We start from the raw sequence: 23,460 nt of genomic DNA, 5'->3' as shown, positions 1-23,460 counted from the left end.
TGGCGATGCGCAGATACCGTCGACCTCACCGGCGATGGAACGGATCGGCGTACAGGCGTTCGGGCACGCGGAAGCCGTAGATCGCCCGGCCGGTGTCCCAGATCGCCTTCGCGCCGGCGCGGAGGAGATCGATGGGGCGCTCTCCTTCGTCGAGGATGACGACATCAGGTCCGTCTATGCGCACGCGCGCCCCGCGGACCGCGACGACGCCGCCCGCCACTTCGGCCTCGGGATACGGCTCATGAAGGTCGCGCAGATCCTCGAGGATGAAGGTCGGCTGGGAGCCCGACGGCGCCGCGAGCACGTGCTTCGGGCGGTCGATGCCGGTCAACACGAGCGCAGAGCGGATGCCGGCACGATTGGCGCCGAGGATGTCGGTGTCCAGCCGATCGCCGAGGAACAGCGGGTTCCGAGCCCCGAAACGCGCGACGGCCTCTTCGAAAATCGGAGTCTCCGGCTTTCCGGCGACCGTCGCCAGACGCCCGACCGCCGTGTGCACCGCGGAGACGAGTGTGCCGTTGCCCGGAGCGATGCCTCGGGCCTGCGGAATCGTCCAGTCGGTGTTCGTGGCGATCCAGGGGATCCCACCCTCGTCCTCCGGCAGCGCGAGCGCGTACGCGGCCTCGGCGAGCTGCGACCACCCGACCTCCGGCGCGAAACCTTGCACGACCGCCGCGGGCGCGTCATCGACGCTTCGTGTCACGACGAAGCCCGCCTTCTCGAGCTCATGGACGAGCCCGTCTCCGCCGACGACCAGAACCGTGGCGCCCGGTGCGATCTTCGTCGCGAGGAGACGCATGGCCGCCTGCGGACTCGTGACGACCTCCTCCGGACTCGTCGGCAGGCCGAGGTCGCTCAGGTGTCCGGCCACCGACGCGTCCGTGCGGGAAGCGTTGTTCGTGATGTATCCGAGCCGGCGACCGTCACGGCTCGCGTTCAGGCTCTCCACCGCGTGCGGGATCGCTCCCGGCCCGGCGTAGACCACACCGTCGAGGTCGGCGAGGATGACATCGACCCCGTCCAGCAACACGCGGGACGACGACCTGCGGGAGAACAGACCCATCAGCGCTCCCCCTCGGGCTCCTCTGCGGCCCCGGGGTCCTCGAAGATCTCCTCGATCTCGATGACTTCGAGATCGTCTTCGCCGCTGGCGGCGCGCAGAGCCTGCTCGGCGATCTCCGCGCGCGTGCGCCACTGTTCCGCCTCTTCGGCTCGACCGAGTTCCTCCAGCACGGTGGCGCGCGCGGCGAAAAGACCCGGACTCCATTCGAACGCGCGGTTCGGATCCAGTTCGGGGATGTCGAGTTCCTGGAGCGCGCGCTCGGTCTCACCCAGATCCAGGCGCGCCCCGGACATGGCGATCGCGAGTTCGACACGGACACCGGCGGGCAGGGAGCCGCGATCCACGGCACGGCCCACCTCGAGGGCGCGGTCGGGTCGACCGACACCGCGTTCGCTGTCGACCATCAGCGCGATCTGGTCGTCGCTGCCGGAAATGCGCCGATAGGTGCGCAGCTCACGCAAAGCGAGCGCGTAGTCGCCGATCGCGTATGCCGTGATCGCGGCGGTCTCGCGGACGATGCCGATGCGACCGGCACGCCGCGTCGCGGCGATCGCATGGCGATGGGCGAGCTCGGGATCACTGTCGATGAGTTCCGCCGCCATCGCCAGGTGACGGGCGACGTCCTCCGCGTTCTCCTTGCTCAGCGTCTTCAGCTGATTGCGCGCCGCGGCGTTCAGCGACGAAGCAGTGATCTCGGCCGGCAGCGCCGGCTCGTCGAAGGCGGACCGCACAGAACGCAACTCGTCCGGACGCGACTGGCGCTCATCCCTGCGCGCATCGCGCTGACCGTCCCGTCCGCTGCCGCCGCGCGGGGGTCGCGCACTCCCGTCGCGCGGGGTGTACGGCTTCTTCTCACCGTCGCGCTTCGCGTACGGCTTCCTCTCACCGTCCCGCTTCGCGTACGGCTTCTTCTCACCGTCCCGCTTCGCGTACGGCTTCTTCTCACCGTCCCGCTTCGCGTACGGCTTCTTCTCACCATCGCGCTTCGCGTACGGCTTCTTCTCGCCGGCGTGGGCACGGCGCGGTGTCGGATCGTCGTCTGCCATGGTGTGATCCTCACGAAATCGGCGTGTTAACGAGAAAAGGCCACCCAACGATGGGTGGCCCTTTCACGAAAGAAGTCCGGCGGTGTCCTACTCTCCCACAGGGTCCCCCCTGCAGTACCATCGGCGCTGTGAGGCTTAGCTTCCGGGTTCGGAATGTAACCGGGCGTTTCCCTCACGCTATGGCCGCCGAAACACTATTGATGTTTCAAGTCTGCATAACAAAGTCATTGTCATGCGGTTCTCGACCGTACATCGAGAACCACTCAGTGGACGCAAGCACCAAAAACGGTGTGTTATCAAGTCATCGGCTTATTAGTACCAGTCAGCTACACGTGTTGCCACGCTTACACATCTGGCCTATCAACCCAGTAATCTGGCTGGGAGCCTCTCGCCCTAAGGCATGGAAATCTCATCTTGAGGCCGGCTTCCCGCTTAGATGCTTTCAGCGGTTATCCATCCCGAACGTAGCTAATCAGCGGTGCTCCTGGCGGAACAACTGACACACCAGAGGTTCGTCCAACCCGGTCCTCTCGTACTAGGGTCAGATCCTCTCAAATTTCCTGCGCGCGCAGCGGATAGGGACCGAACTGTCTCACGACGTTCTAAACCCAGCTCGCGTACCGCTTTAATGGGCGAACAGCCCAACCCTTGGGACCTACTCCAGCCCCAGGATGCGACGAGCCGACATCGAGGTGCCAAACCATGCCGTCGATATGGACTCTTGGGCAAGATCAGCCTGTTATCCCCGAGGTACCTTTTATCCGTTGAGCGACAGCGCTTCCACAAGCCACTGCCGGATCACTAGTCCCGACTTTCGTCCCTGCTCGACCTGTCAGTCTCACAGTCAAGCTCCCTTGTGCACTTACACTCGCCACCTGATTGCCAACCAGGTTGAGGGAACCTTTGGGCGCCTCCGTTACTTTTTGGGAGGCAACCGCCCCAGTTAAACTACCCATCAGGCACTGTCCCTGAACCGGATTACGGTTCTAAGTTAGATATCCAGAGTGACCAGAGTGGTATTTCAACAATGACTCCACATGAACTGGCGTCCATGCTTCAAAGTCTCCCACCTATCCTACACAAGCCACACCGAACACCAATACCAAACTATAGTAAAGGTCACGGGGTCTTTCCGTCCTGCTGCGCGTAACGAGCATCTTTACTCGTAATGCAATTTCGCCGAGTTCGCGGTTGAGACAGTTGGGAAGTCGTTACGCCATTCGTGCAGGTCGGAACTTACCCGACAAGGAATTTCGCTACCTTAGGATGGTTATAGTTACCACCGCCGTTTACTGGGGCTTAAATTCTCAGCTTCGCCTTGCGGCTAACCGGTCCTCTTAACCTTCCAGCACCGGGCAGGCGTCAGTCCGTATACATCGTCTTGCGACTTGGCACGGACCTGTGTTTTTAGTAAACAGTCGCTACCCACTAGTCTCTGCGGCCTCCAAACGCTTTCGGAGCAAGTCCTAATACGTCGAAGGCCCCCCTTCTCCCGAAGTTACGGGGGCATTTTGCCGAGTTCCTTAACCACGATTCTCTCGATCTCCTTGGTATTCTCTACCTGACCACCTGAGTCGGTTTGGGGTACGGGCAGCTAGAACCTCGCGTCGATGCTTTTCTTGGCAGCATAGGATCACCCACTTTTTATCCGCATCGTGTCTCAGCCTGTATGAGTGACGGATTTGCCTATCACTCGGCCTACGCACTTGCACCAGGACAACCATCGCCTGGCTTGGGCTACCTTCCTGCGTCACACCTGTTAATACGCTAACCGCCTCAGCATAGGGTCGTGTGCTAGGCCCAAAGCGTCACCCCGAAGGGATCGGTCATTGGGATTCAGACACTTAGCATTACTGGATTGGTTTGGGCGGTTCTTCGCCGGTACGGGAATATCAACCCGTTGTCCATCGACTACGCCTGTCGGCCTCGCCTTAGGTCCCGACTTACCCAGGGAAGATTAGCTTGACCCTGGAACCCTTGGTCTTTCGGAGGACGTGTTTCTCACACGTCTTTCGCTACTCATGCCTGCATTCTCACTCGTGTAGCCTCCACGGCTGGTTCACACCGCCGCTTCGCTGGCCACACGACGCTCTCCTACCCATCAACACGGCTGGACCACGAAGGCCTACCAATAATGTCAATGCCACAACTTCGGTGGCGTGCTTGAGCCCCGTTACATTGTCGGCGCGGAATCACTTGACCAGTGAGCTATTACGCACTCTTTCAAGGGTGGCTGCTTCTAAGCCAACCTCCTGGTTGTCAAGGCAACTCCACATCCTTTCCCACTTAGCACGCGCTTTGGGACCTTAGTTGGTGGTCTGGGTTGTTTCCCTCTCGACTATGAAGCTTATCCCCCACAGTCTCACTGCTGCGCTCTCACTTACCGGCATTCGGAGTTTGGCTGACGTCAGTAACCTTGTAGGGCCCATCGGCCATCCAGTAGCTCTACCTCCGGCAAGAAACACGCAACGCTGCACCTAAATGCATTTCGGAGAGAACCAGCTATCACGAAGTTTGATTGGCCTTTCACCCCTATCCACAGCTCATCCCCTCAGTTTTCAACCTAAGTGGGTTCGGTCCTCCACGACGTCTTACCGTCGCTTCAACCTGGCCATGGATAGATCACTTCGCTTCGGGTCTAGGACATGCGACTGAATCGCCCTATTCAGACTCGCTTTCGCTACGGCTACCCCACTCGGGTTAACCTCGCCACATATCGCTAACTCGCAGGCTCATTCTTCAAAAGGCACGCTGTCACCCCTACTAAGGAGGCTCCAACGGTTTGTAAGCAAACGGTTTCAGGTACTATTTCACTCCCCTCCCGGGGTACTTTTCACCTTTCCCTCACGGTACTTGTCCGCTATCGGTCATCTGGGAGTATTTAGGCTTATCAGGTGGTCCTGACAGATTCACACGGGATTTCTCGGGCCCCGTGCTACTTGGGATACTCTTCGCGCCAAGGGAGGCATTTCGACTACGGGGTTCGCACCCTCTATGACCTGGCTTTCAATCCAGTTCGTCTATACCTTCTTGTAACGCCGGCTGCTCGGCAGAGCAACCTGAAAAGTCCCACAACCCCGAATACGCAACTCCTGCCGGATATCACACGTACTCGGTTTAGCCTGTTCCGGTTTCGCTCGCCACTACTAACGGAATCGCGGTTGCTTTCTCTTCCTGTGGGTACTGAGATGTTTCACTTCCCCACGTTCCCTCTACCCGCCCTATATATTCAGGCGGGAGTCACTGGGTCGGCACGCCGCCCAGCGGGGTTTCCCCATTCGGACACCCTCGGATCAAAGTGTGCTTATCCACTCCCCGAGGCTTATCGCAGATTGCTACGTCCTTCTTCGGCTCCAGATGCCAAGGCATCCACCGTTTGCTCTTAAAGACTTGAAATCACATGAGTTTTATCAGAATCGACATCGGACTCGAAAGTCCGACATGAAATTGACTAATGATCTTTAAGATCATCTATTACGAGACGACCGAAGTCGTCTCGAAGATGCTCGCGTCCACTGTGTAGTTCTCAAAGTACGGGCGGTACCTTCCCCGCTGCCAGCACTGCCGGCATCAGAAAAGGTCCTGAGGATGGGTTGCGCCGAAGCGCATCCGGTCCCTCAGGACCCAACAGCGTGCATGTGCGGTCTCTGATGAATCTCACCTTTCCAGCTGCAAGCAGCGTACTGAGTGAGGAACTTCGTCCTCCGCACCGTGTCAAATGTTCCACCCATGAGCTACCGGCTGAGACATTCGCTCAGATCCGGCGCCTGGACGCTCCGAAGAGTGCCAGATGCTCCTTAGAAAGGAGGTGATCCAGCCGCACCTTCCGGTACGGCTACCTTGTTACGACTTAGTCCTAATTACCGATCCCACCTTCGACGGCTCCCTCCACAAGGGTTGGGCCACCGGCTTCAGGTGTTACCGACTTTCATGACTTGACGGGCGGTGTGTACAAGACCCGGGAACGTATTCACCGCAGCGTTGCTGATCTGCGATTACTAGCGACTCCGACTTCATGAGGTCGAGTTGCAGACCTCAATCCGAACTGGGACCGGCTTTTTGGGATTCGCTCCACCTTACGGTATTGCAGCCCTTTGTACCGGCCATTGTAGCATGCGTGAAGCCCAAGACATAAGGGGCATGATGATTTGACGTCATCCCCACCTTCCTCCGAGTTGACCCCGGCAGTATCCCATGAGTTCCCACCATTACGTGCTGGCAACATAGAACGAGGGTTGCGCTCGTTGCGGGACTTAACCCAACATCTCACGACACGAGCTGACGACAACCATGCACCACCTGTTTACGAGTGTCCAAAGAGTTGACCATTTCTGGCCCGTTCTCGTATATGTCAAGCCTTGGTAAGGTTCTTCGCGTTGCATCGAATTAATCCGCATGCTCCGCCGCTTGTGCGGGTCCCCGTCAATTCCTTTGAGTTTTAGCCTTGCGGCCGTACTCCCCAGGCGGGGAACTTAATGCGTTAGCTGCGTCACGGAATCCGTGGAATGGACCCCACAACTAGTTCCCAACGTTTACGGGGTGGACTACCAGGGTATCTAAGCCTGTTTGCTCCCCACCCTTTCGCTCCTCAGCGTCAGTTACGGCCCAGAGATCTGCCTTCGCCATCGGTGTTCCTCCTGATATCTGCGCATTCCACCGCTACACCAGGAATTCCAATCTCCCCTACCGCACTCTAGTCTGCCCGTACCCACTGCAGGCTGGGGGTTGAGCCCCCAGTTTTCACAGCAGACGCGACAAACCGCCTACGAGCTCTTTACGCCCAATAATTCCGGATAACGCTTGCACCCTACGTATTACCGCGGCTGCTGGCACGTAGTTAGCCGGTGCTTTTTCTGCAGGTACCGTCACTTTCGCTTCTTCCCTGCTAAAAGAGGTTTACAACCCGAAGGCCGTCGTCCCTCACGCGGCGTTGCTGCATCAGGCTTGCGCCCATTGTGCAATATTCCCCACTGCTGCCTCCCGTAGGAGTCTGGGCCGTGTCTCAGTCCCAGTGTGGCCGGTCACCCTCTCAGGCCGGCTACCCGTCGACGCCTTGGTGAGCCATTACCTCACCAACTAGCTGATAGGCCGCGAGCTCATCCCTGACCGAAGTTCTTTCCAGCTGCTGAAGATGCCTTCGCAGCTCGTATCCGGTATTAGACGCCGTTTCCAGCGCTTATCCCAGAGTCAGGGGCAGATTGCTCACGTGTTACTCACCCGTTCGCCACTGATCCAGAGAGCAAGCTCTCTTTCACCGTTCGACTTGCATGTGTTAAGCACGCCGCCAGCGTTCATCCTGAGCCAGGATCAAACTCTCCGTAAAAGAATTTTGCTGCGATGAGACCGGAATGGGTCGCACCGAGCGAGTTTGATCTGACGATCGGATGTCATTGCTGACATCTCGTTTAATCTCAAAAGAATCTCATCGGCCAGACAAGCTGACCGCGAGGTTTTTTGGCATTTGACAAGTGCACGCTGTTGAGTTCTCAAGGATCGGATGCTCCTGCTTCCAACCTCTCGGCTGGCCCGGCAGGGCAACTTCTCTATCTTACACTTCGTAGTTCGTCTGTCAAATCGGCATGTTCCGAAGTCGGAAGCAGCTGTCAGTGACGACATCTCACGAAGCTAGATCGGCGGCCCTGCGTCTCGGCGTGTGAGCCGGCCCGCTGGGCAACTTCTCTATCTTATCCCTCTCCGTCAGCGTGTCAAATCGGCTTCGTTCCGAACCTTTCGGCGTCGGCACGCAGCACTCTTCGCAGCTTCGAGGAGTGGGATCCCTCATCATAGACCCGGAGGTGAAGAGACTCAATGAGTCTCTCTGTGATGGGGGGTGGTTCTCCGCTTGAGGGGGGTAAGGCTTCTCGGCCTCTCCGCTTCCCTGTGGGGCGAACAAGTAATAAGTTACGTGGCCACCGCACGTGTGGCAAATCCAGCCCGTATCCCGGGCGTGTCGCGCGGAATCCCGCGGGCGTAGCCTGCCGTCATGACTCCCGCTCCGCCCCAGCCGACTCCGTCCCACTCGGCGCAGGACATGCTCGCCCGTGTGCGTCGCGACCTCGGCGCGGACGCCGGCCCGTCCGATCCGCCACCCGCGCATGTCGTTCCCCTCCCGGCCCGCACGCGCGTCGACGCCCTCGCCTGGGCGAGTGTGACGGCGGCAGCCCGTGCGGCAGGCGATCTCGTCGGCGCGACGGTCGCTTCTCCGGACCCGGCGCGGATCGCGCTCGCTTTCACGAGCGAGCGCCACGTGCGTATCGACGACAGGGCCGTCTCGGTGTGGGCGGAGATGTCCGGCTTCTTCCGCACGCGCGACGGGTGGGTGCGCACGCACGCGAATTACGCGCATCACGCCGAGGCGCTCCGCCGAGCATTCGGTCTGCCCGCGACCGCGGGGCGCGCCGAACTCGCGGACGCACTCGGGGAACTCGCCACCGATGTCGCGGAGAGCGCAGCCGATGTCGCCGGCGGGCTGTGCGTCGCCGTCCGCGCGGAGGATCCGCATTCGGACGAGATCCGTCGCCGGGACCCACTCGTGTCCTTGCGGCGCGTGACCGACTCGCCGCGTCTGCCGGCGCCTCCCGCCCCGGTAGGGGCGCCCCTGCGCGGCATCCGCGTGCTCGACCTCACGCGCGTGATCGCGGGGCCGATCGCCGCGCGTACCCTCGCCCTCCTCGGGGCCGACGTGCTGCGGATCGACCCGCCCTTCCTTCCTGAAACGGAGTGGGTCCACCTCGACACCGGTCACGGCAAGCGATCCGCGCTGCTGGACATGCGATCGACATCGGGCCGCGGGACGCTCGAGCGTCTTCTCGCCTCTGCGGACGTCGTCGTCACGGGGTACCGTGCGCGCTCGCTCGAGCGTCTCGGGTGGGATCCGCCGGCTCTCGTCGCACGTCATCCCGGTCTTGTCGTGGCGCGCCTGACCGCGTGGGGCACCGATGAATCGGGCGTGGACGATCGAGCGGCGGATCGCCGTGGATTCGACAGCCTCGTCCAGGCGGCGAGCGGGATCGCGTGGATCGAGTCGGCGGACGGCGACACTCCCGGTGCGCTGCCCGCGCAGGCACTGGACCACAGCGCGGCGTACCTGCTCGCCGCCGGCACCCTGACGGCGTTGCGTCGGCGTCGCACCGAGGGCGGCGCGTGGATCGTCGAGGTCTCTCTTCGGCGGGTCGCCGCCGAGCTGCTCGGGATGCCGCGCGAGCCCGTCCCGCCCGAGGTTTCGGCGCCCGATCCTGCGCCGCACCTGCAGCGGTTCGACCTCGACGGGATGTCGGTGACCACGGTCGGCCCCGCTGTGTCGTATCCGGGTGGACCCGATCGCTTCGCGTCGCCGCGCCGCTGGGGGCGGGACGCGCCCGAGTGGTCTAGCTGACTCGCGTGCGACGATCCTGCCGCGACCGCAGGATCTGCACGGCGACCGCGAGCACGACCGTCGCCGCGCCCCACACCGCGCACGCCGGCGGAAGCACCCGGTAGGCCAGGTGCGCGAGCGTCCATTCGGCGGTGATCGGTCCGTAGACGGCGAGCCCGATCAACCATGCCGCGCCGAGGATCACCGGAAGGCCGGCGAGCCAGCCGATGCGCACGGCTGCCGGGAGGACGGCCTCAGGTCCGACGGTCGCCGGGCGACGGCGCAGCCAGAACACGGCCCACACCCCGAGGATGAGCAGACCGCCCGCGGAAGACCCGTGCTGGAGCCACTTGTATCCGGTGAGCGGACCCCATTGCTCGTCGAGAGCGGGCACCAGAAGCACGCCCCACCGGCCCTCGTGGGTGAACACGTCCCACGCGATGTGGCTGAGCACGCCGATCGCGAGAGAGGCCACCAGGAGCAGGATGCCGCGCCACCGCGACCCGGCCGCGTCGAAGGTCTCACGCAGCGCCGGGCCGGCTCCCGCGTCCCACTCCCCCGGCAGTCGACGCGCGAGCGGGCCCGGCGCGAGTTCGCGCACCGCCGGTCGCAGGACGCACCGCCAGATCAGCAGGAGGACGAGCGCGAGGAGCAGCGTCGCGGGAAGCCAGGCCGGGTCGTGCGTGATGCCGTAGGACAGCGGGAGCGCGCGCACGAACAGCGGGGCGTCCGGCGTCATCGCGCCGATCGCGACCGCCGCCGGAACGAGCGGTGTCCGCACGAACGGCAGCGCGACGACGGCATGGCTGGGCGTGAAGGGCATCCGCAGGTGGTCAGTCGCCGGCGAAGACGCCCGCGAGCGTCTTCTTCCCGCGCCGGAGCACCGACACGCCCCCCGGGAGCGATCCGTCCACGGTCGCGGTGTCATCGTCGACCTTGACGCCGTCGATCGAGACTCCCCCCTGCGCGATCGCGCGCCTGGCTTCGCTCAGGCTAGCCACCAGACCGGTCTCCACCAGGGCGGTCGCGATCGGTGTGCCCTTGGGCAGCTTCGCGTGCGGGAGCTCGCGCAGTGCGCTGGCCAAGGTCGCGGCATCCAACGAACGGAGATCTCCATGGCCGAAGAGGGCTTCAGAGGCGGCGATCGCGGCGGCGGCAGCGGCTTCGCCGTGCACGAGAGAGGTCACCTCGAGCGCCACGCGCTTCTGACCGATGCGCCGGAACGGCTCGGCGGCGTGTGCGGCCGCGACCTCCTCGATCTCGGCGCGTGTGAGGAACGTGAAGACCTTCAGGCGATCGGCGACGTCCGCATCGTCGGTGTTGAGCCAGAACTGGTACATCGCGTACGGGCTGGTCAGCACGGGATCCAGCCAGATCGCGTTGCCCTCACTCTTGCCGAACTTGCGGCCGTCGCTGTTGGTGATCAGCGGAGTGCCGATCGCGTGGACGCTCGTGCCTTCGGCGCGGTGGATCAGGTCGACACCGCTGGTGAGATTGCCCCACTGGTCGCTGCCCCCGGTCTGCAGGACGCAGCCGTACTGCAGGTAGAGCTCCCGGTAGTCCAGGCCCTGCAGGATCTGATAGCTGAACTCGGTGTAGCTGATGCCCTCATCCGAGTTCAGGCGCGCGCTGACGGCATCCTTCTTGAGCATCGTGCCCACGCGGTAGTGCTTGCCGATGTCACGCAGGAAGTCGATCGCACTGAGCGGAGCGGTCCAGTCGAGATTGTTGACGATGCGGGCGCCGTTGTCGCCGTCGAAGCTCAGGAAGCGCTCGATCTGAGTGCGGAGGTAGCCGACCCACTCCGCGACGGTCTCCTTGGTGTTCAGCGTCCGCTCCGCGGACGGCCGCGGGTCCCCCACCAGTCCGGTCGATCCGCCCACGAGGCCGAGGGGTCGGTGGCCGGCGAGCTGGATGCGGCGCATCGTGAGCAGCTGGACGAGGTTTCCGAGGTGCAGGCTCGGTGCGGTGGGGTCGAATCCGCAGTAGTAGACGATCGGCGGTCCGGCGAGGAGTTCGCGCAGTGCTGCCTGGTCGGTCGAGACGTGGACGAGACCGCGCCAGACCAGCTCGTCCCAGACGTTCTCGAACGACGGATCGATGGCGGGCGCGCTCGGGTTCAGAGCGGAAGACACGCGTTCGAGGCTATCAGCGCCGTCTGTCCGCCCGATCCGAGCCTGACGGCTTACCCGGCATGTGATGATGCCTGGAGACTTCAGTCCTCGGGTGTGGGCGATCCATATGCTTTCACGCTTAATCGTGCGATGATTAAGCCTGAAGGCAAACCCAGGTGAGGAGGCTCAGATGATCGTCATCACCGCCGATCAGCGCGGCAGCCGCTCGAGTGAAGACCTCGTGCCCGCGGCCCTGCAGCAGATCTCGATCATCGGAGGCGATCGCCTTCCGTTCGCCCCCGACCGCAACGCCGGGGACGAGATCCAGGTGGCCACGGAAGACGGGCGCACGGCGCTGGAGATCATCCTGCACCTCGTGCGCACCGAGGAGTGGGCCGTCGGTGTCGGCGTCGGCGGCATGGAGGAGGAGCGGGGCACGGAGATCAGGGCGGCCCGCGGAGAGGCGTTCATCCACGCCCGTGCCGCGGTCGAACGGGCGAAGGCCGCGCCGAGCCGCTTCGCGCTGGTCGGCGCGGAGCCCTCCGCGGCGGAAGACGCGGAGGCGCTGATCCGGCTCCTGCTCGAGCTGCGCTCCAGGCGCACCGGCCCGGGCTGGGAGGTCTTCGATCATCTGGCGGCAGGCGAGAGCCAGAAGGACATCGCGGCGCGGCTCGGTATCAGCGAGACCGCCGTCAGTCTGCGTGCGCGGGCCGCCGGCCTCCGGGCCGACGAGGCTGCGGTGCCGGCGCTCGCCCGGGTGCTGGATCGCCTCAACGGCGTCGGACGCCCGTGAAAGACTGACCGCATGCCCGCCATCGTCGCCGCCGTGCTGTCGATCTTCCTGTTCTTCGCCCTGTGCGGTGCACTCGTCCTGATCATCATCAGTCTGCGAAAGCCCACCACCGTGCCCCTCGCCGTCGCGGGCGGACTCGTCGTGCTCTCGCTGATCGTCGTCGTGGTCGCGCCGGTCGACGTGCCGCTCATCATGGGGCTCATCATCGCGATCCTCGGCACGGCCGTGGCCGTCCTCGGCGGAAACCCCGTCACCCGACGCGTCCTCGAGATCGCGACCCACGGGCGGGTGAAGGACGGAGCGAACGGCGGCATCCTCCTGGATGCCGAGGCCGCAGGAGTCCGCGACGACGACGAGCGCCCGACCGAAGTGCTGCGCGGCGGCACGACCATCGGATACCTGGAGCGGCTCGCCGTCGTCGTCGCCATCATCGCGGGCTACCCCGAGGCCATCGCGATCGTCGTCGCGGTCAAGGGCGTCGGCCGGTTCTCCGAACTCGCCGCCGCCGAAGCCCGGGAGCGGTTCATCATCGGCACGCTCTCGAGCCTGTTGTGGGCCTGCATCGTGGGCGCCCTCGTGCGATCGGCGATCTGGTGAACGCGGTCCCCTGGTCGGCGGGCCGCTGGACGCACGACCCCGAACTCGTCGACCTGTCCGACGAGACGCTCACGGCGATCGCAGCCGAGGGCAGCGACGCCTGGCGCGAGACCGCCTACGGCTTCGTGCATGCGAACGAGCACGCGCTCCTCGCACCGCTGACCGTCGGCGAGTCCATGCAGGTCGAGTTCGAGGCGAAGTGGACCGGCGAGTTCGATCAGGCCGGCATCTTCGTGCGGATCGACGACATGCGTTGGGTGAAAGCCGGCCTCGAATTCGCCGATGGGCACCTCGGGCTCGGAGCCGTGGTGACCGACGGCCGGTCCGACTGGTCGGTGGGTCGTGTCGATGAGTGGAGCACGGCATCCGTCTCGGTTCGCGTGAGCCGCTGGCCGGACTCCCTCATCGTGCGCGCTCGCGCGGGGGGCGAGCCGTGGCGACTCGTCCGCGTCGCGCCGTTCGACGGCGCGGCAGACGCGAGCGCCGGGCCGTACCTGTGCGCGCCGACGCGCGCGGGATTCGCCGTCACCTTCCGTTCATGGACGCGCGGCGACGCGGATGACTCCATCCACTGACACGGAGGGCACGCTGGGCGCGCTCGTGCAGGACTACGTCGCCGTGCAGTGCCGCGTGATCCTCGAGTCGCGTCTTCGCCTCGAGCAGCGGGACGAGGATGCCGTGCATCCCGCGCGGGTGGCGATCCGGCGCCTGCGCGCGACGCTGCACACCTTCGCTGCCGTGTACCGTCGCGTCGACCGCGAGGCCTTCGCCCAGGAGCTCGCCTGGCTCGGGCAGCTGCTCGGAGAGGTCCGTGACCTCCAGGTGCTCGCGGAGCGCTTCGCGGCGGACGAGCGCGTCCCCGCCGTCGTGGACGATGTGCTCGCAACGGTGTTCGCCCGGCGTCGGCGCGACGCCTGGGCGGCCGCGGTGACCGGGACGACGAGCGCCCGCGGAGTCGCCGTGTTCGCCGTGGTGCAGCGCTGGCTGTCCGATCCCCCGGCTCGACGGGCGGCGGGACGCGACGCGGACGCCGCCCACGCCTTGGTTGACGAGGCGCAGGCCGAGGCGTCGCGGCGACTGCGGCGCGCTCGCAAGGCCCGGACCGACACGCGCGTGCACGCTGCACGCAAAGCCGTCAAGCGGCACCGCTACGCCGTCGAGCTCGCGCGCCCCGTCCTGGGTGCGGGTGTCCAGACGACGATCGCCGAACGGGAGGCACTGCAGGATGCGCTCGGCGCCCATCAGGACGCGGTCGTGGCAGCCGCGTTCCTCCGCTCGATCGACACCGCCGCGATGGACCCGCACACCGTCGAAGCGGTGCGGGCGCTCGTCCGCCGGATGGAACACACCGCCGCCGACCTGGACGGCATCTGGGCGCAGCTCGACTGAGCGCGCGGGCGCGTGGTCAGAGACCGAGCGCGTGCGCGGCAGCCTGCGCGCGCGCAACGAGCTCGCTGCGCTGCTCGGCGACCCGCACGGGAGCTGTCCCGCCCGCGCCGTCACGGCTGGCGACGGAGCCCGCGACGCTCAGAACCTCTCGGACGGCGGGATCCAGATGCGGCGAGATCTGCGTGAGCGTCGCATCGTCGATCTCGTGCAGCTCGATGCCGCGCTGCTCGCACACTTTCACAAGCGCACCCGAGATCTCATGGGCGTCCCGGAAAGGCACGCCGCGCTTGACGAGCCACTCCGCGACATCCGTGGCCAGCGAGAAGCCCTGCGGGGCGAGCTCGGCCATCCGCTCGGTGTGGAACCGCAGCGTCGCGATCATCCCGGCGAACGCGGGGAGAACGAGCTCGAGCGTGCGCACCGAGTCGAACACCGGCTCCTTGTCCTCCTGGAGGTCGCGGTTGTAGGCCAACGGCAGCCCCTTGAGCGTCGCCATCAGCCCGCTGAGGTTTCCGATCAGCCGCCCGGACTTGCCGCGCGCGAGCTCGGCGATGTCGGGATTCTTCTTCTGCGGCATGATGCTGGACCCGGTCGAATAGGCGTCGTCGAGCGTCACGAAGCCGAACTCGCGCGTGTTCCAGATGATGATCTCCTCCGCGAGCCGGGAGAGGTCCACGCCGATCATCGCCGCCACGAACGCGAATTCCGCGACGACGTCGCGGGCGGCCGTGCCGTCCAGCGAGTTCTCGGCCGGGCGCGCCAGACCGAGTTCGCCCGCGACCAGCTGCGGATCCAGACCCAGCGTCGAGCCGGCGAGCGCCCCTCCGCCGTACGGCGAGACCGACGCACGCACCGACCAGTCCCGGAAGCGCTCGAGATCGCGGACGAGCGGCCACGCGTGCGCCTGCAGATGGTGCGCGAGCAGAACGGGCTGCGCATGCTGCAGGTGCGTGCGCCCCGGCATGATCGCATCCGGGTGCGCCTCGGCCTGCGCGACGAGGGCGTCCACGACGCGGAGGATCTCACGGGCGATCGTCCGGGCGTGGTCGAGCAGGTACATGCGCACGAGCGTGGCGATCTGGTCGTTGCGGCTGCGGCCCGCGCGCAGCTTTCCGCCGAGCTCGGGACCGACCTCGGCGATGAGCGCCTGCTCGAGGGCTCCGTGCACGTCTTCGTCTGCCGGCCGTGCCCGCAGGCTCCCGTCCTGCACACGGCGCGCGAGCGCGTCCAGCCCCGCGTGCATCGCTGCTTCCTCGTCCGCTGTGAGGTAGCCGGCCGCGGCGAGCGCCTTGGCGTGCGCATGCGACCCGGCCAGGTCGTACAGGGCGAGATCCCAGTCGAAGTGTGTGGATCTGCTCAGCTCCGCGAGCTCCGGCGACGGGCCGGAGGCGAAGCGCGCACCCCAGAGGGCGCCCTCGTTCGTGCCGTCGCGCTTGGTTCCGCTCATCCGCTCAGCCTATCCGCGTCGCGCGGCGCGCCTCGTCCGACCGCACGGGCGGCGCGGTCGAGGGCCCATTCGAGCGGCCCGCGCCCGACCAGGAGGGCCCACATCGTGCAGCCGAGCACCAGGCCGAGCGTCATCGGCCAGAACGGCTCGAGATCTCGGAAGCCTCGCAGATCACCCGCACTGCCGAGCACGGTCGTGGCGACGACCGCCCAGACGACGAGCTGGACCACGTAGGCGGTGAGGGGCATCGCGCCCACGGCGCGCAGCGGGAGCACGATCCACGTGACGACGGTGCGGCATGCGAGCAGGCACGCACCCAGCACCGCGAGCGCGAACCCACCCGATCCGATGACTTCCCACAGACCCGTCGAGTGGGGTTCCGCGGTCCACAGCGCCGCCCAGAAGGAGGACGCTCCGGATGCCGGACCCACGCCGTTCAGCGCATCCGCGCCGTACCCGAGCACCGCGAGGGCGGCACCGCACCCGAGCAGGCGCGCCTGCACCGCCGGCCGGCCGATCCCCGCCCGTGCGACGCCGAGGCCGGCCGCGACGAAGGCGATCCACACCGGGAACGGGTAGTGCCAGCCGATCAACGGGGACACGATCTGCCCGGCGGCCGTGCTCCACACCGGCGCGGCGTCCAGGCCGACCTGCACCACCGGCATCACGAGCGCGAGCCCGCCCGCGATCATGAGGAGCGGCTTCGCCCCGAGACCGGTGAGCGGGAGGGCGAGGAGGAACAGGATCGCGTAGGCGGGGAGGATGACGTAGACCGGGACTCCGGTGGCGATCAGCGCGAGACCGATGAGCCAGAGGAGCCCGGCGCGGACCGCCAGGCGCATGCGGGCGGTGTGCATGGGACCCGCCTCCAGCGGCGTGCGACCGCCCGTCACGAGACCGATCGACACTCCGGCGAGGGTCGCGAACAGGATGGACGACCTGCCCTCGACCACAGCGACCCAGGTCGCGGCATCCGCAATGTCGAGATCGTCGATCCACAGGACATGCGCGGCGATCATCCCGATGACCGCGAGGCCGCGCGCGAGGTCGACCCCCGCGACGCGTCGCGGTCCGTTCAGCCGCGTCCATCGGGACGCGAGCCAGCCGGCAGGTGCGTTCAGCTCTGGCGCAGAAGCCACACCAAGAGCGCCTTCTGCGCATGCAGCCGGTTCTCGGCCTCGTCCCACACGACGCTCTGCGGACCGTCGATCACCTCCGCGTCCACCTCGTATCCGCGGTCGGCGGGCAGGCAGTGGATGAAGATCGCGTCGGGGCGCGCGAGCGACATGAGCTCGTTCGTGACCTTGTACTGGCTGAGGTCGCGCAGGCGCGCGAGCTTCTCCTCCTCCTTGCCCATGGACACCCACGTGTCGGTGACGATCACATCCGCTCCCGCGGCCGCCTCGTTGGGGTCGGTGAACAGGGTGAGCGAGCCGCCCGTCTCGGCCGCACGGCGGTCGGCGTCCGCGACGACGTCCTCGCGGGGCGCGTAGGACTCCGGCGAGGAGACCCGGACGTGCATTCCCGCCGTGACGCCGGCGAGCATGTACGAGTGGGCCATGTTCGAGCGGCCGTCTCCGAAGAAGGCGAGCGTGAGTCCTCGCAGCTCGCCCTTGTGCTCGCGGATCGTGAGCAGGTCGGCGAGCAGCTGGCACGGGTGGAAATCGTCGCTGAGCGCGTTGACGACCGGCACTGTCGTGCCGCGCGCCATCTCCTCGAGACCCGCTTGCGCATACGTGCGCCAGACGATCGCCGCGACCTGACGCTCGAGCACGCGAGCGGTGTCCGAGGGGGTCTCCTTGCCGCCGAGTTGCGAATTGGCGGTCGAGATGATCAGCGGTGAGCCGCCGAGATCGGCGATGCCGACCGCGAAGGACACGCGCGTGCGTGTGGACGACTTGTCGAAGATCACCGCGACCGTCTGCGGCCCCTCCAGAGGCTTCAGCTTCCAGCGGTCCTTCTTCAGCGCGACAGCGAGATCGAGGATCTCCCCCTGCTCGGCGGCGGTCAGATCGTCGTCGCGCAACAGGTGACGGGTCATGCGGAGGCCTCCTCGAGCACGAGCGCGTCCTCGACGGTGCGCAGTGCGGCGGTGAACAGCTGGACGAACTCGTCGATCTCCACGTCGCCGATGTTCAGCGCCGGCACCAAGCGGATCGTGGAGTCGTTCGGGGCGTTGATGATGAGCCCGTGCTCCTGCGCCGCGGCGACGACGGCTTTGGCGACGGGATGCCGCAGCCCGACGCCGATGAGGAGACCCCGGCCGCGGCATCCCTCGACGAGTGCACTCCCGAGCCCGGTGATCGCCGTCCGCAGCTGGCGTCCACGTTCTGCCGCGTTGCCGACGAGCCCCTCGGCCTCGATCTCGGCGAGCACCGCCGAGGACACGGCGGTGCCGAGCGCATTGCCGCCGAACGTGGACCCGTGGGTCCCGGGGTAGAACAGCTCGCTCGCCGCGCCGAACGTGATGAGCGCGCCGATCGGGAATCCCCCGCCGATGCCCTTGGCGACGGTGATCGCGTCCGGGGTGATCCCGGCGTGCTGGAAGGCGAACCACTCGCCCGTGCGGCCGGCGCCGGTCTGGATCTCGTCCACGATCAGCAGCGCACCGTGGCGCGCAGTGATCTCGCGCGCGGCCCGCAGGTATCCCTCGGGCAGGTCGATCACACCCGCTTCGCCCTTGATGGGTTCCACGAACAGCGCCGCGACACGGTCATCCATCGTCGCCTCGAGGGCGTCGATCGTCGTGTCGATGAATTCGACGCCCGGCACCATCGGAAGGAACGGCTGCTGCATGTAGGGCTTGCCGGTCAGCGCGAGCGTGCCCATCGTGCGCCCATGGAACGCGTCCGTGAGTGCGAGGATGCGCGGACGCTCCTTCTCGCCGGTCGAGCCGTGCAGGCGCGCGAGCTTGAAGGCCGCCTCGTTGGCCTCGGCCCCGGAGTTGCCGAAGTAGACCCGACCCGACTCCCCCGTTCCGGCCAGGCGCTTCAGGCGCGCGGCCAGCTCGAGCTGCGGCGGCGTCGCGAAGTAGTTCGACACGTGCGCGAGTGTGGCCGCCTGCGTGGCCACCGCGTCGACGAACACCGGGTGCGCGTGGCCGAGCGAGTTCACCGCGATGCCGGCGAGGAAGTCGAGGTAGCGTCGGCCGTCGGCGTCCCACAGGTAGGCACCCTCGCCCCGGACGAACATCGCCATCCGGTCGCCGAAGGTGCGCAGCAGATCGCGTCCCGCGTCGTCTTGCCAGCTCATCCGAGCACCACTTCCGTTCCGATTCCCTTGCTCGTGAAGATCTCGACGAGCACCGAGTGCGGCACCCGCCCGTCGATGATCGCGGCGGTCTCCACGCCGCCTTCGACCGCATCCAGACACGCCTGCATCTTCGGGATCATCCCCGATTCCAGGCGGGGCAGCATCTCCCGCAGCTCCGGCGCGCTGAGGTGGGAGACGAGCGACTCGCGGTTCGGCCAGTCGGCGTAGAGACCCGCGACGTCGGTGAGCACGACGAGCTTCGCCGCGCCCAGAGCGACGGCGAGCGCCGCGGCCGCGGCATCCGCGTTCACATTGAGCGAATGCCCGGGGTGATCCAGGTCCGGCGCGATGCTGGACACCACGGGGATGCGCCCGGCGGCCAATTGGTCGAGAACCGGTTGCGGGTCCACCGCGACGACGTCGCCGACGCGCCCGAGGTCGTGCTCGACGCCGTTCACGATGACGCCGCGCCGACGTCCGCCGAACAGGCCCGCGTCCTCCCCGGACAGGCCTGTGGCATGCGGTCCGTGCGCGTTGATCTTCGCCACGAGCTGTGGGTTGATCTGACCGGTCAGCACCATGCGGACGACGCTGATCGCCTCGGTGCTGGTGACCCGGTACCCACCCTTGAACTCGCTCGGGATCGCGAGGCGGTCCAGCATCGAGGAGATCTGCGGGCCGCCGCCGTGCACCACGACGGGCTTGACCCCGACGTAGCGCAGGTAGGCGATGTCCGCAGCGAACGCGTCTTGCAGTTCGTCGCTCACCATGGCGTTGCCGCCGTACTTGATGACGACGATCTGATCACTGAAGCGCTGCAGCCACGGCAGCGATTCGATCAGCGTGGCGGCCTTGCGGCTCGCCTCGGCGGGGTCGGTGTCCTGCAGGTCGATCTCGGTCATGTCGCGTACGCGCTGTTCTCGTGGACGTAGTCGTGGGTGAGGTCGTTCGTGAGGATCGTCGCGTGCGACCGCCCCACCCGCAGGTCGATGCGCAGGTGCGTGGCGCGCGGTGTCAGGTCGACCTCGTCGCGGGAGGCGTCGGGACCGCCCTGACTGCAGACCCGCACACCGTTCATGAAGACGTCGACGTCGTACGGGTCGAATTCGGCGTCGGTCGTGCCGATCGCGGCGAGGACCCTGCCCCAGTTGGGGTCGTTGCCGAAGATCGCGGCCTTGAAGAGGTTGTTGCGCGCGACCGAGCGGCCGACCTCGACCGCGTCCTCTTCGGACGCTGCACCCACGACCTCGATCGTGATGTCGTGGCTGGCGCCCTCGGCGTCACCCTGGAGCTGACGGGCGAGATCCGTGCAGACTTCGGTGAGCGCGTCCCGGAACCCGTCGGGATCCGGCGTGACGCCCGAGGCGCCGCTCACCATGAGGGTGACCTGGTCGTTCGTGGACATGCAGCCGTCGGAGTCGAGGCGATCGAAGCTCACACGCGTCGCCGCCCGCAGGTGCGCATCCGCCTCCTCGGAGGTGAGCACCGCGTCGGTCGTGATGACCACGAGCATCGTCGCGAGCCCGGGGGCCAGCATCCCTGCACCCTTCGCCATGCCGCCGATGTTCCAGCCGTCCCGGCGGACGACAGCGCGCTTCGGCTTCGAGTCGGTCGTCATGATCGCCAGCGACGCCGCCTGCCCACCGTCCGAGCTCAGTTCGGCGATGCCCTGCTCGGTGCCGGCGAGCACCTTTCCTCGGAACACCTCGTCCCCCGTGCCGATCAGTCCTGTCGAGCACACCAGCACGTCACTCGCTCCTACGCCGAGCAGAGCGGCCGCCTTCTCGGCGGTCTGGTGCGTCGTCTGGAAGCCGAAGGACCCGGTGAAGCAGTTCGCGCCCCCGGAGTTCAGCACGATCGCCTCGACGATGCCGTCCCGGATCACCTGCTCGGACCACAGGATCGGATTGGCCTTCGCGCGGTTCGTCGTGAACACCGCGGCGCCGACCTTCAACGGTCCGCGGTTCACCACGACGGCCACGTCCGGATTGCCGGAGGACTTGAGGCCGACCGCGACGCCCGCCGCCTCGAAACCCTGTGCTGCGGTGACGCTCACGGGGCGACTCCGTTCACGCTCAGCGCGGTGCCCTCGGCGAGCCCCAGCGCGATGTTCATGGATTGGATCGCGGCGCCCGCGGTGCCCTTCACGAGGTTGTCCACCGCGGCGACGACCACGACCCGGTTCGCATCGCGGTCGATCGCGAGTCCGATCATTGCGGTGTTCGCCCCGACCACATCGGCGGTGCGGGGGAACTCGCCCGCCGGCAGGAGCTGCACGAACGTCTCGTCCGCGTACGCGGACTCCCAGGCACCCCGGATCTCGGCATCCGTGGCCCCCTCGGCGATCGGGGCAGAACTGGTCGCGAGGATGCCGCGGGCCATCGGCACGAGCACCGGAGTGAACGAGATGCGGATCTGCCCGGTCGCGCCGGCGCCGACGAGCGCCTGCCGGATCTCGGGGATGTGCCGGTGGGTGCCCCCGACGGCGTAGGGATTAGCGCTGCCCAGGATCTCGCTTGCGAGGAGGTTCGTCTTCAGACTCTTCCCGGCACCGCTCGGACCCACCGCGAGGACCGAGACGATGTCGGAGGTGTCGATCACGCCGGCGGCGACGCCGGGCGCGAGGCTCAGACTCACCGTGCTCGCGTTGCAGCCGGGCGCTGCGATGCGGTTCGCGCCGACGAGCCGCGAGCGCTGCTTCGTCCCGCCGACGAGGAGTTCGGGAACGCCGTACGTCCACGGATCGTGGAACTCGCCGCCGTAGAACCGCGCCCACTGCTCGGCGGAGTCCAGCCGGTGATCGGCGCCCGCGTCGATCACGAGCGGCGTGTCCGCGAGCGCCTCGGTGTACTGACCGGACTGTCCGTGCGGCAGCGCCAGGAAGACGATGTCGTGCCCGGCGAGCACGTCGGGGGTCGACGGTTCGAGCGTCAGGTGCGCGAGCGAGCGCAGGTGCGGCTGATGGGCGATGAGGGGCTGTCCCGCGTTCGAATGCGCGGTCACGGTGCGGATCTCGACGTCGGGATGTGCGGCGAGGATCCTCAGGATCTCGCCGCCCGCATAGCCGGATGCGCCGGAGACGGCGACCGAATATGTCATGGATTCCACCTTAGAGTCTGGGGTCATGGGCTGCGGACGGCGACGCCTGCAGCTCCCCGGATCCGAGGTGCGCGACGTCGCCTAGAGTCGGCGGCTGCCCAGACGTCGGCGCGCGGGAGCGACGCTCGGAGCGAGCGTGGCGAGGAGGGGCGCGGCCGAAGGCATGCGCCGACGATAGCGGGCGCGTCGCCGGGCCCGCAAATCGCGTGCGGCGTTCACAACTCCCGCATTCTCGCGAGCGGGGCGGCGGCGGAGCGCGCGGTGGGGCGGGCCGCGTCGCCGGCGCCGAGCGAAACGCGGGAGTTACACGCGCGACAGCTCGGCCAGCAGGGTGCGTTCGTCCGCACGGGACAGGCCCGCGCGGCGGTCCCGGTCCAGTCCCCGCTCCCGCTCGTCCGCCAGGGTGCGGGTCATCGTGTCGGCCAGGTCGCGCAGCCGGCCGCCCGCCGCCGAGTACGCGGCGTGGGAGCGGGTCGTGAATCCGGGCATGTCCGGCGGGAGCCAGAGAGGCAGCGACCGCGGCCCCATCCAGTACCCGACGTCATGCGCCTCGAGCCAGTCGTCGTCCGCCTCGACGAGCTCGCCGGTGTGCCCGGCCGTCGCGCGGGCGAGCGCGATCAGGGCGGAAAGAGCCGTGGGGTCGCCGACCGCGTTCGCGGTGAGGCCGGACTCCTCCGCCCCGCACCGCACGACGAAGTCGGCGACGTCGTCGACGTCGATCACCTGGGCGCCGCGTCCCTCCAGACGCGGTGCGAGCACGGGCTCGGCATCCGCGAGCGCGAACCGGCCGACCCAGTAGCCGAACCGGTCGGTGAGGTCGCCGGGACCGACGACGAGGCCGGGGCGCACGATCGCCGCGCGATCCGGCAGCGCGGCACGGACGGCGGCCTCTGCGGCCGCCTTGGCGCGGGAGTAGTCGTACTCCTCACCCGGCCGGAGCGGTTCGCTGAGCGGAGCGCCCTCGTCGGCATCCGCGAGGTCGTTGTCGGCGTACGCCGAGACCGACGAGACGTACGTCCAGTGCCGCGTCCGAGGACCGAGCTGGGTCACCGCGGCATCGACGTGCGCGGGGATCGAGGAGATGTCGATCACCTCGTCCCATTCGCGCCCGGACACGCCGTCGTACGCGGACCCGTCCTCGCGGTCACCGATCACGAGCTGGACGCCCTCCGGCGCCGGGCGGGATCCTCGCGCGAGGCACGTCACCTGCGCACCGGCATCCCGCCACCGCTCCGCCACACGTCCGCTCAGCCAGCCCGTCCCACCCAGGATCAGCACATCGGTCATGCGCCCATCCCACCAGACG

General features: G+C 66.8%; 17 protein-coding genes and 3 rRNA genes. 5 read left to right on the top strand and 15 right to left on the bottom strand.

Going from position 1 to position 23,460, the window contains the following annotated elements:
* Positions 1–25: 25 nt before the first annotated feature.
* The 5 genes from ABD197_RS07075 to ABD197_RS07055 form a co-directional block, all read right to left on the bottom strand.
* The gene (locus ABD197_RS07075) at positions 26–1,063 is read right to left on the bottom strand and encodes an HAD-IIA family hydrolase (RefSeq protein ID WP_344052995.1); all 1,038 of its coding nucleotides are present in this window, start codon (positions 1,061–1,063) and stop codon (positions 26–28) included.
* Positions 1,063–2,109, bottom strand: coding sequence for a tetratricopeptide repeat protein (locus ABD197_RS07070; protein WP_344052993.1), 1,047 nt, complete (start codon positions 2,107–2,109; stop codon positions 1,063–1,065). The genes ABD197_RS07075 and ABD197_RS07070 overlap by 1 nt, the downstream gene beginning before the upstream one ends.
* A 74-nt stretch (positions 2,110–2,183) precedes the next feature.
* Positions 2,184–2,300, bottom strand: a 5S ribosomal RNA gene (gene rrf, locus ABD197_RS07065).
* Positions 2,301–2,401: 101 nt separating this feature from the next.
* Positions 2,402–5,505 (bottom strand): 23S ribosomal RNA (locus ABD197_RS07060).
* Between the two features lie 405 nt (positions 5,506–5,910).
* A 16S ribosomal RNA gene (locus ABD197_RS07055) occupies positions 5,911–7,432 on the bottom strand.
* Together the 16S, 23S and 5S rRNA genes form the textbook arrangement of a ribosomal RNA operon.
* A gap of 660 nt (positions 7,433–8,092) precedes the next feature.
* Between ABD197_RS07055 and ABD197_RS07050 the strand changes: the two genes are divergently transcribed.
* Positions 8,093–9,484, top strand: coding sequence for a CoA transferase (locus tag ABD197_RS07050; RefSeq protein WP_344052991.1), 1,392 nt, complete (start codon positions 8,093–8,095; stop codon positions 9,482–9,484).
* Here the strand turns inward: ABD197_RS07050 and ABD197_RS07045 are convergent.
* Entirely contained in the window at positions 9,477–10,286 is an 810-nt protein-coding gene (locus ABD197_RS07045; RefSeq protein ID WP_344052989.1) for a DUF4184 family protein, read from the bottom strand. The genes ABD197_RS07050 and ABD197_RS07045 overlap by 8 nt on opposite strands.
* A gap of 10 nt (positions 10,287–10,296) precedes the next feature.
* On the bottom strand, positions 10,297–11,598 hold the full coding sequence (tyrS, locus tag ABD197_RS07040; protein ID WP_344052987.1) for a tyrosine--tRNA ligase: 1,302 nt from the start codon (positions 11,596–11,598) through the stop codon (positions 10,297–10,299).
* Between the two features lie 169 nt (positions 11,599–11,767).
* On the opposite strand from tyrS, the gene ABD197_RS07035 reads away from it, so the two are divergent.
* From ABD197_RS07035 to ABD197_RS07020, 4 genes are read left to right on the top strand one after another with little or no spacing between them, the layout of a single operon-like run.
* Positions 11,768–12,370: a DNA-binding protein gene (locus ABD197_RS07035; protein WP_344052985.1), complete on the top strand. Its 603-nt coding sequence runs from the start codon at positions 11,768–11,770 to the stop codon at positions 12,368–12,370.
* Between the two features lie 12 nt (positions 12,371–12,382).
* Positions 12,383–12,967, top strand: coding sequence for a hypothetical protein (locus tag ABD197_RS07030; protein ID WP_344052984.1), 585 nt, complete (start codon positions 12,383–12,385; stop codon positions 12,965–12,967).
* Entirely contained in the window at positions 12,964–13,542 is a 579-nt protein-coding gene (locus ABD197_RS07025; RefSeq protein ID WP_344052983.1) for a DUF1349 domain-containing protein, read from the top strand. The genes ABD197_RS07030 and ABD197_RS07025 overlap by 4 nt, the downstream gene beginning before the upstream one ends.
* On the top strand, positions 13,526–14,356 hold the full coding sequence (locus ABD197_RS07020) for a CHAD domain-containing protein (RefSeq protein ID WP_344052981.1): 831 nt from the start codon (positions 13,526–13,528) through the stop codon (positions 14,354–14,356). Before ABD197_RS07025 ends, ABD197_RS07020 begins: the two co-directional genes overlap by 17 nt.
* Before the next feature lie 16 nt (positions 14,357–14,372).
* Here ABD197_RS07020 and argH read toward each other — a convergent pair whose 3' ends face one another.
* The 8 genes from argH to ABD197_RS06980 form a co-directional block, all read right to left on the bottom strand.
* Positions 14,373–15,803, bottom strand: a complete 1,431-nt coding sequence (gene argH, locus ABD197_RS07015) for an argininosuccinate lyase (protein ID WP_344052979.1) — start codon at positions 15,801–15,803, stop codon at positions 14,373–14,375.
* Complete coding sequence (locus ABD197_RS07010) at positions 15,800–16,942, bottom strand: heparan-alpha-glucosaminide N-acetyltransferase domain-containing protein (protein ID WP_344052977.1); 1,143 nt, start codon at positions 16,940–16,942, stop codon at positions 15,800–15,802. Before ABD197_RS07010 ends, argH begins: the two co-directional genes overlap by 4 nt.
* Entirely contained in the window at positions 16,921–17,844 is a 924-nt protein-coding gene (gene argF, locus ABD197_RS07005) for an ornithine carbamoyltransferase (RefSeq protein ID WP_344052975.1), read from the bottom strand. Before argF ends, ABD197_RS07010 begins: the two co-directional genes overlap by 22 nt.
* Positions 17,841–19,055, bottom strand: a complete 1,215-nt coding sequence (locus ABD197_RS07000; protein ID WP_344052973.1) for an acetylornithine transaminase — start codon at positions 19,053–19,055, stop codon at positions 17,841–17,843. The genes argF and ABD197_RS07000 overlap by 4 nt, the downstream gene beginning before the upstream one ends.
* A complete protein-coding gene (gene argB / locus ABD197_RS06995) occupies positions 19,052–19,957 on the bottom strand; it encodes an acetylglutamate kinase (RefSeq protein WP_344052971.1) in 906 nt (301 codons plus the stop codon). Before argB ends, ABD197_RS07000 begins: the two co-directional genes overlap by 4 nt.
* Positions 19,954–21,111 (bottom strand): bifunctional glutamate N-acetyltransferase/amino-acid acetyltransferase ArgJ, encoded by a 1,158-nt coding sequence (gene argJ, locus ABD197_RS06990; RefSeq protein ID WP_344052969.1) that lies wholly within the window; start codon positions 21,109–21,111, stop codon positions 19,954–19,956. Before argJ ends, argB begins: the two co-directional genes overlap by 4 nt.
* Positions 21,108–22,154, bottom strand: coding sequence for an N-acetyl-gamma-glutamyl-phosphate reductase (gene argC / locus ABD197_RS06985; RefSeq protein ID WP_344052967.1), 1,047 nt, complete (start codon positions 22,152–22,154; stop codon positions 21,108–21,110). Before argC ends, argJ begins: the two co-directional genes overlap by 4 nt.
* A 303-nt stretch (positions 22,155–22,457) precedes the next feature.
* On the bottom strand, positions 22,458–23,441 hold the full coding sequence (locus tag ABD197_RS06980) for an NAD-dependent epimerase/dehydratase family protein (RefSeq protein ID WP_344052965.1): 984 nt from the start codon (positions 23,439–23,441) through the stop codon (positions 22,458–22,460).
* Positions 23,442–23,460 lie beyond the last annotated feature (19 nt).

The organism is Microbacterium lacus (genome assembly GCF_039531105.1).
GTDB lineage: Bacteria > Actinomycetota > Actinomycetes > Actinomycetales > Microbacteriaceae > Microbacterium > Microbacterium lacus.
Note: the sequence above shows the minus strand (reverse complement) of the source record. Positions and strands in the feature narration are given on the sequence as shown.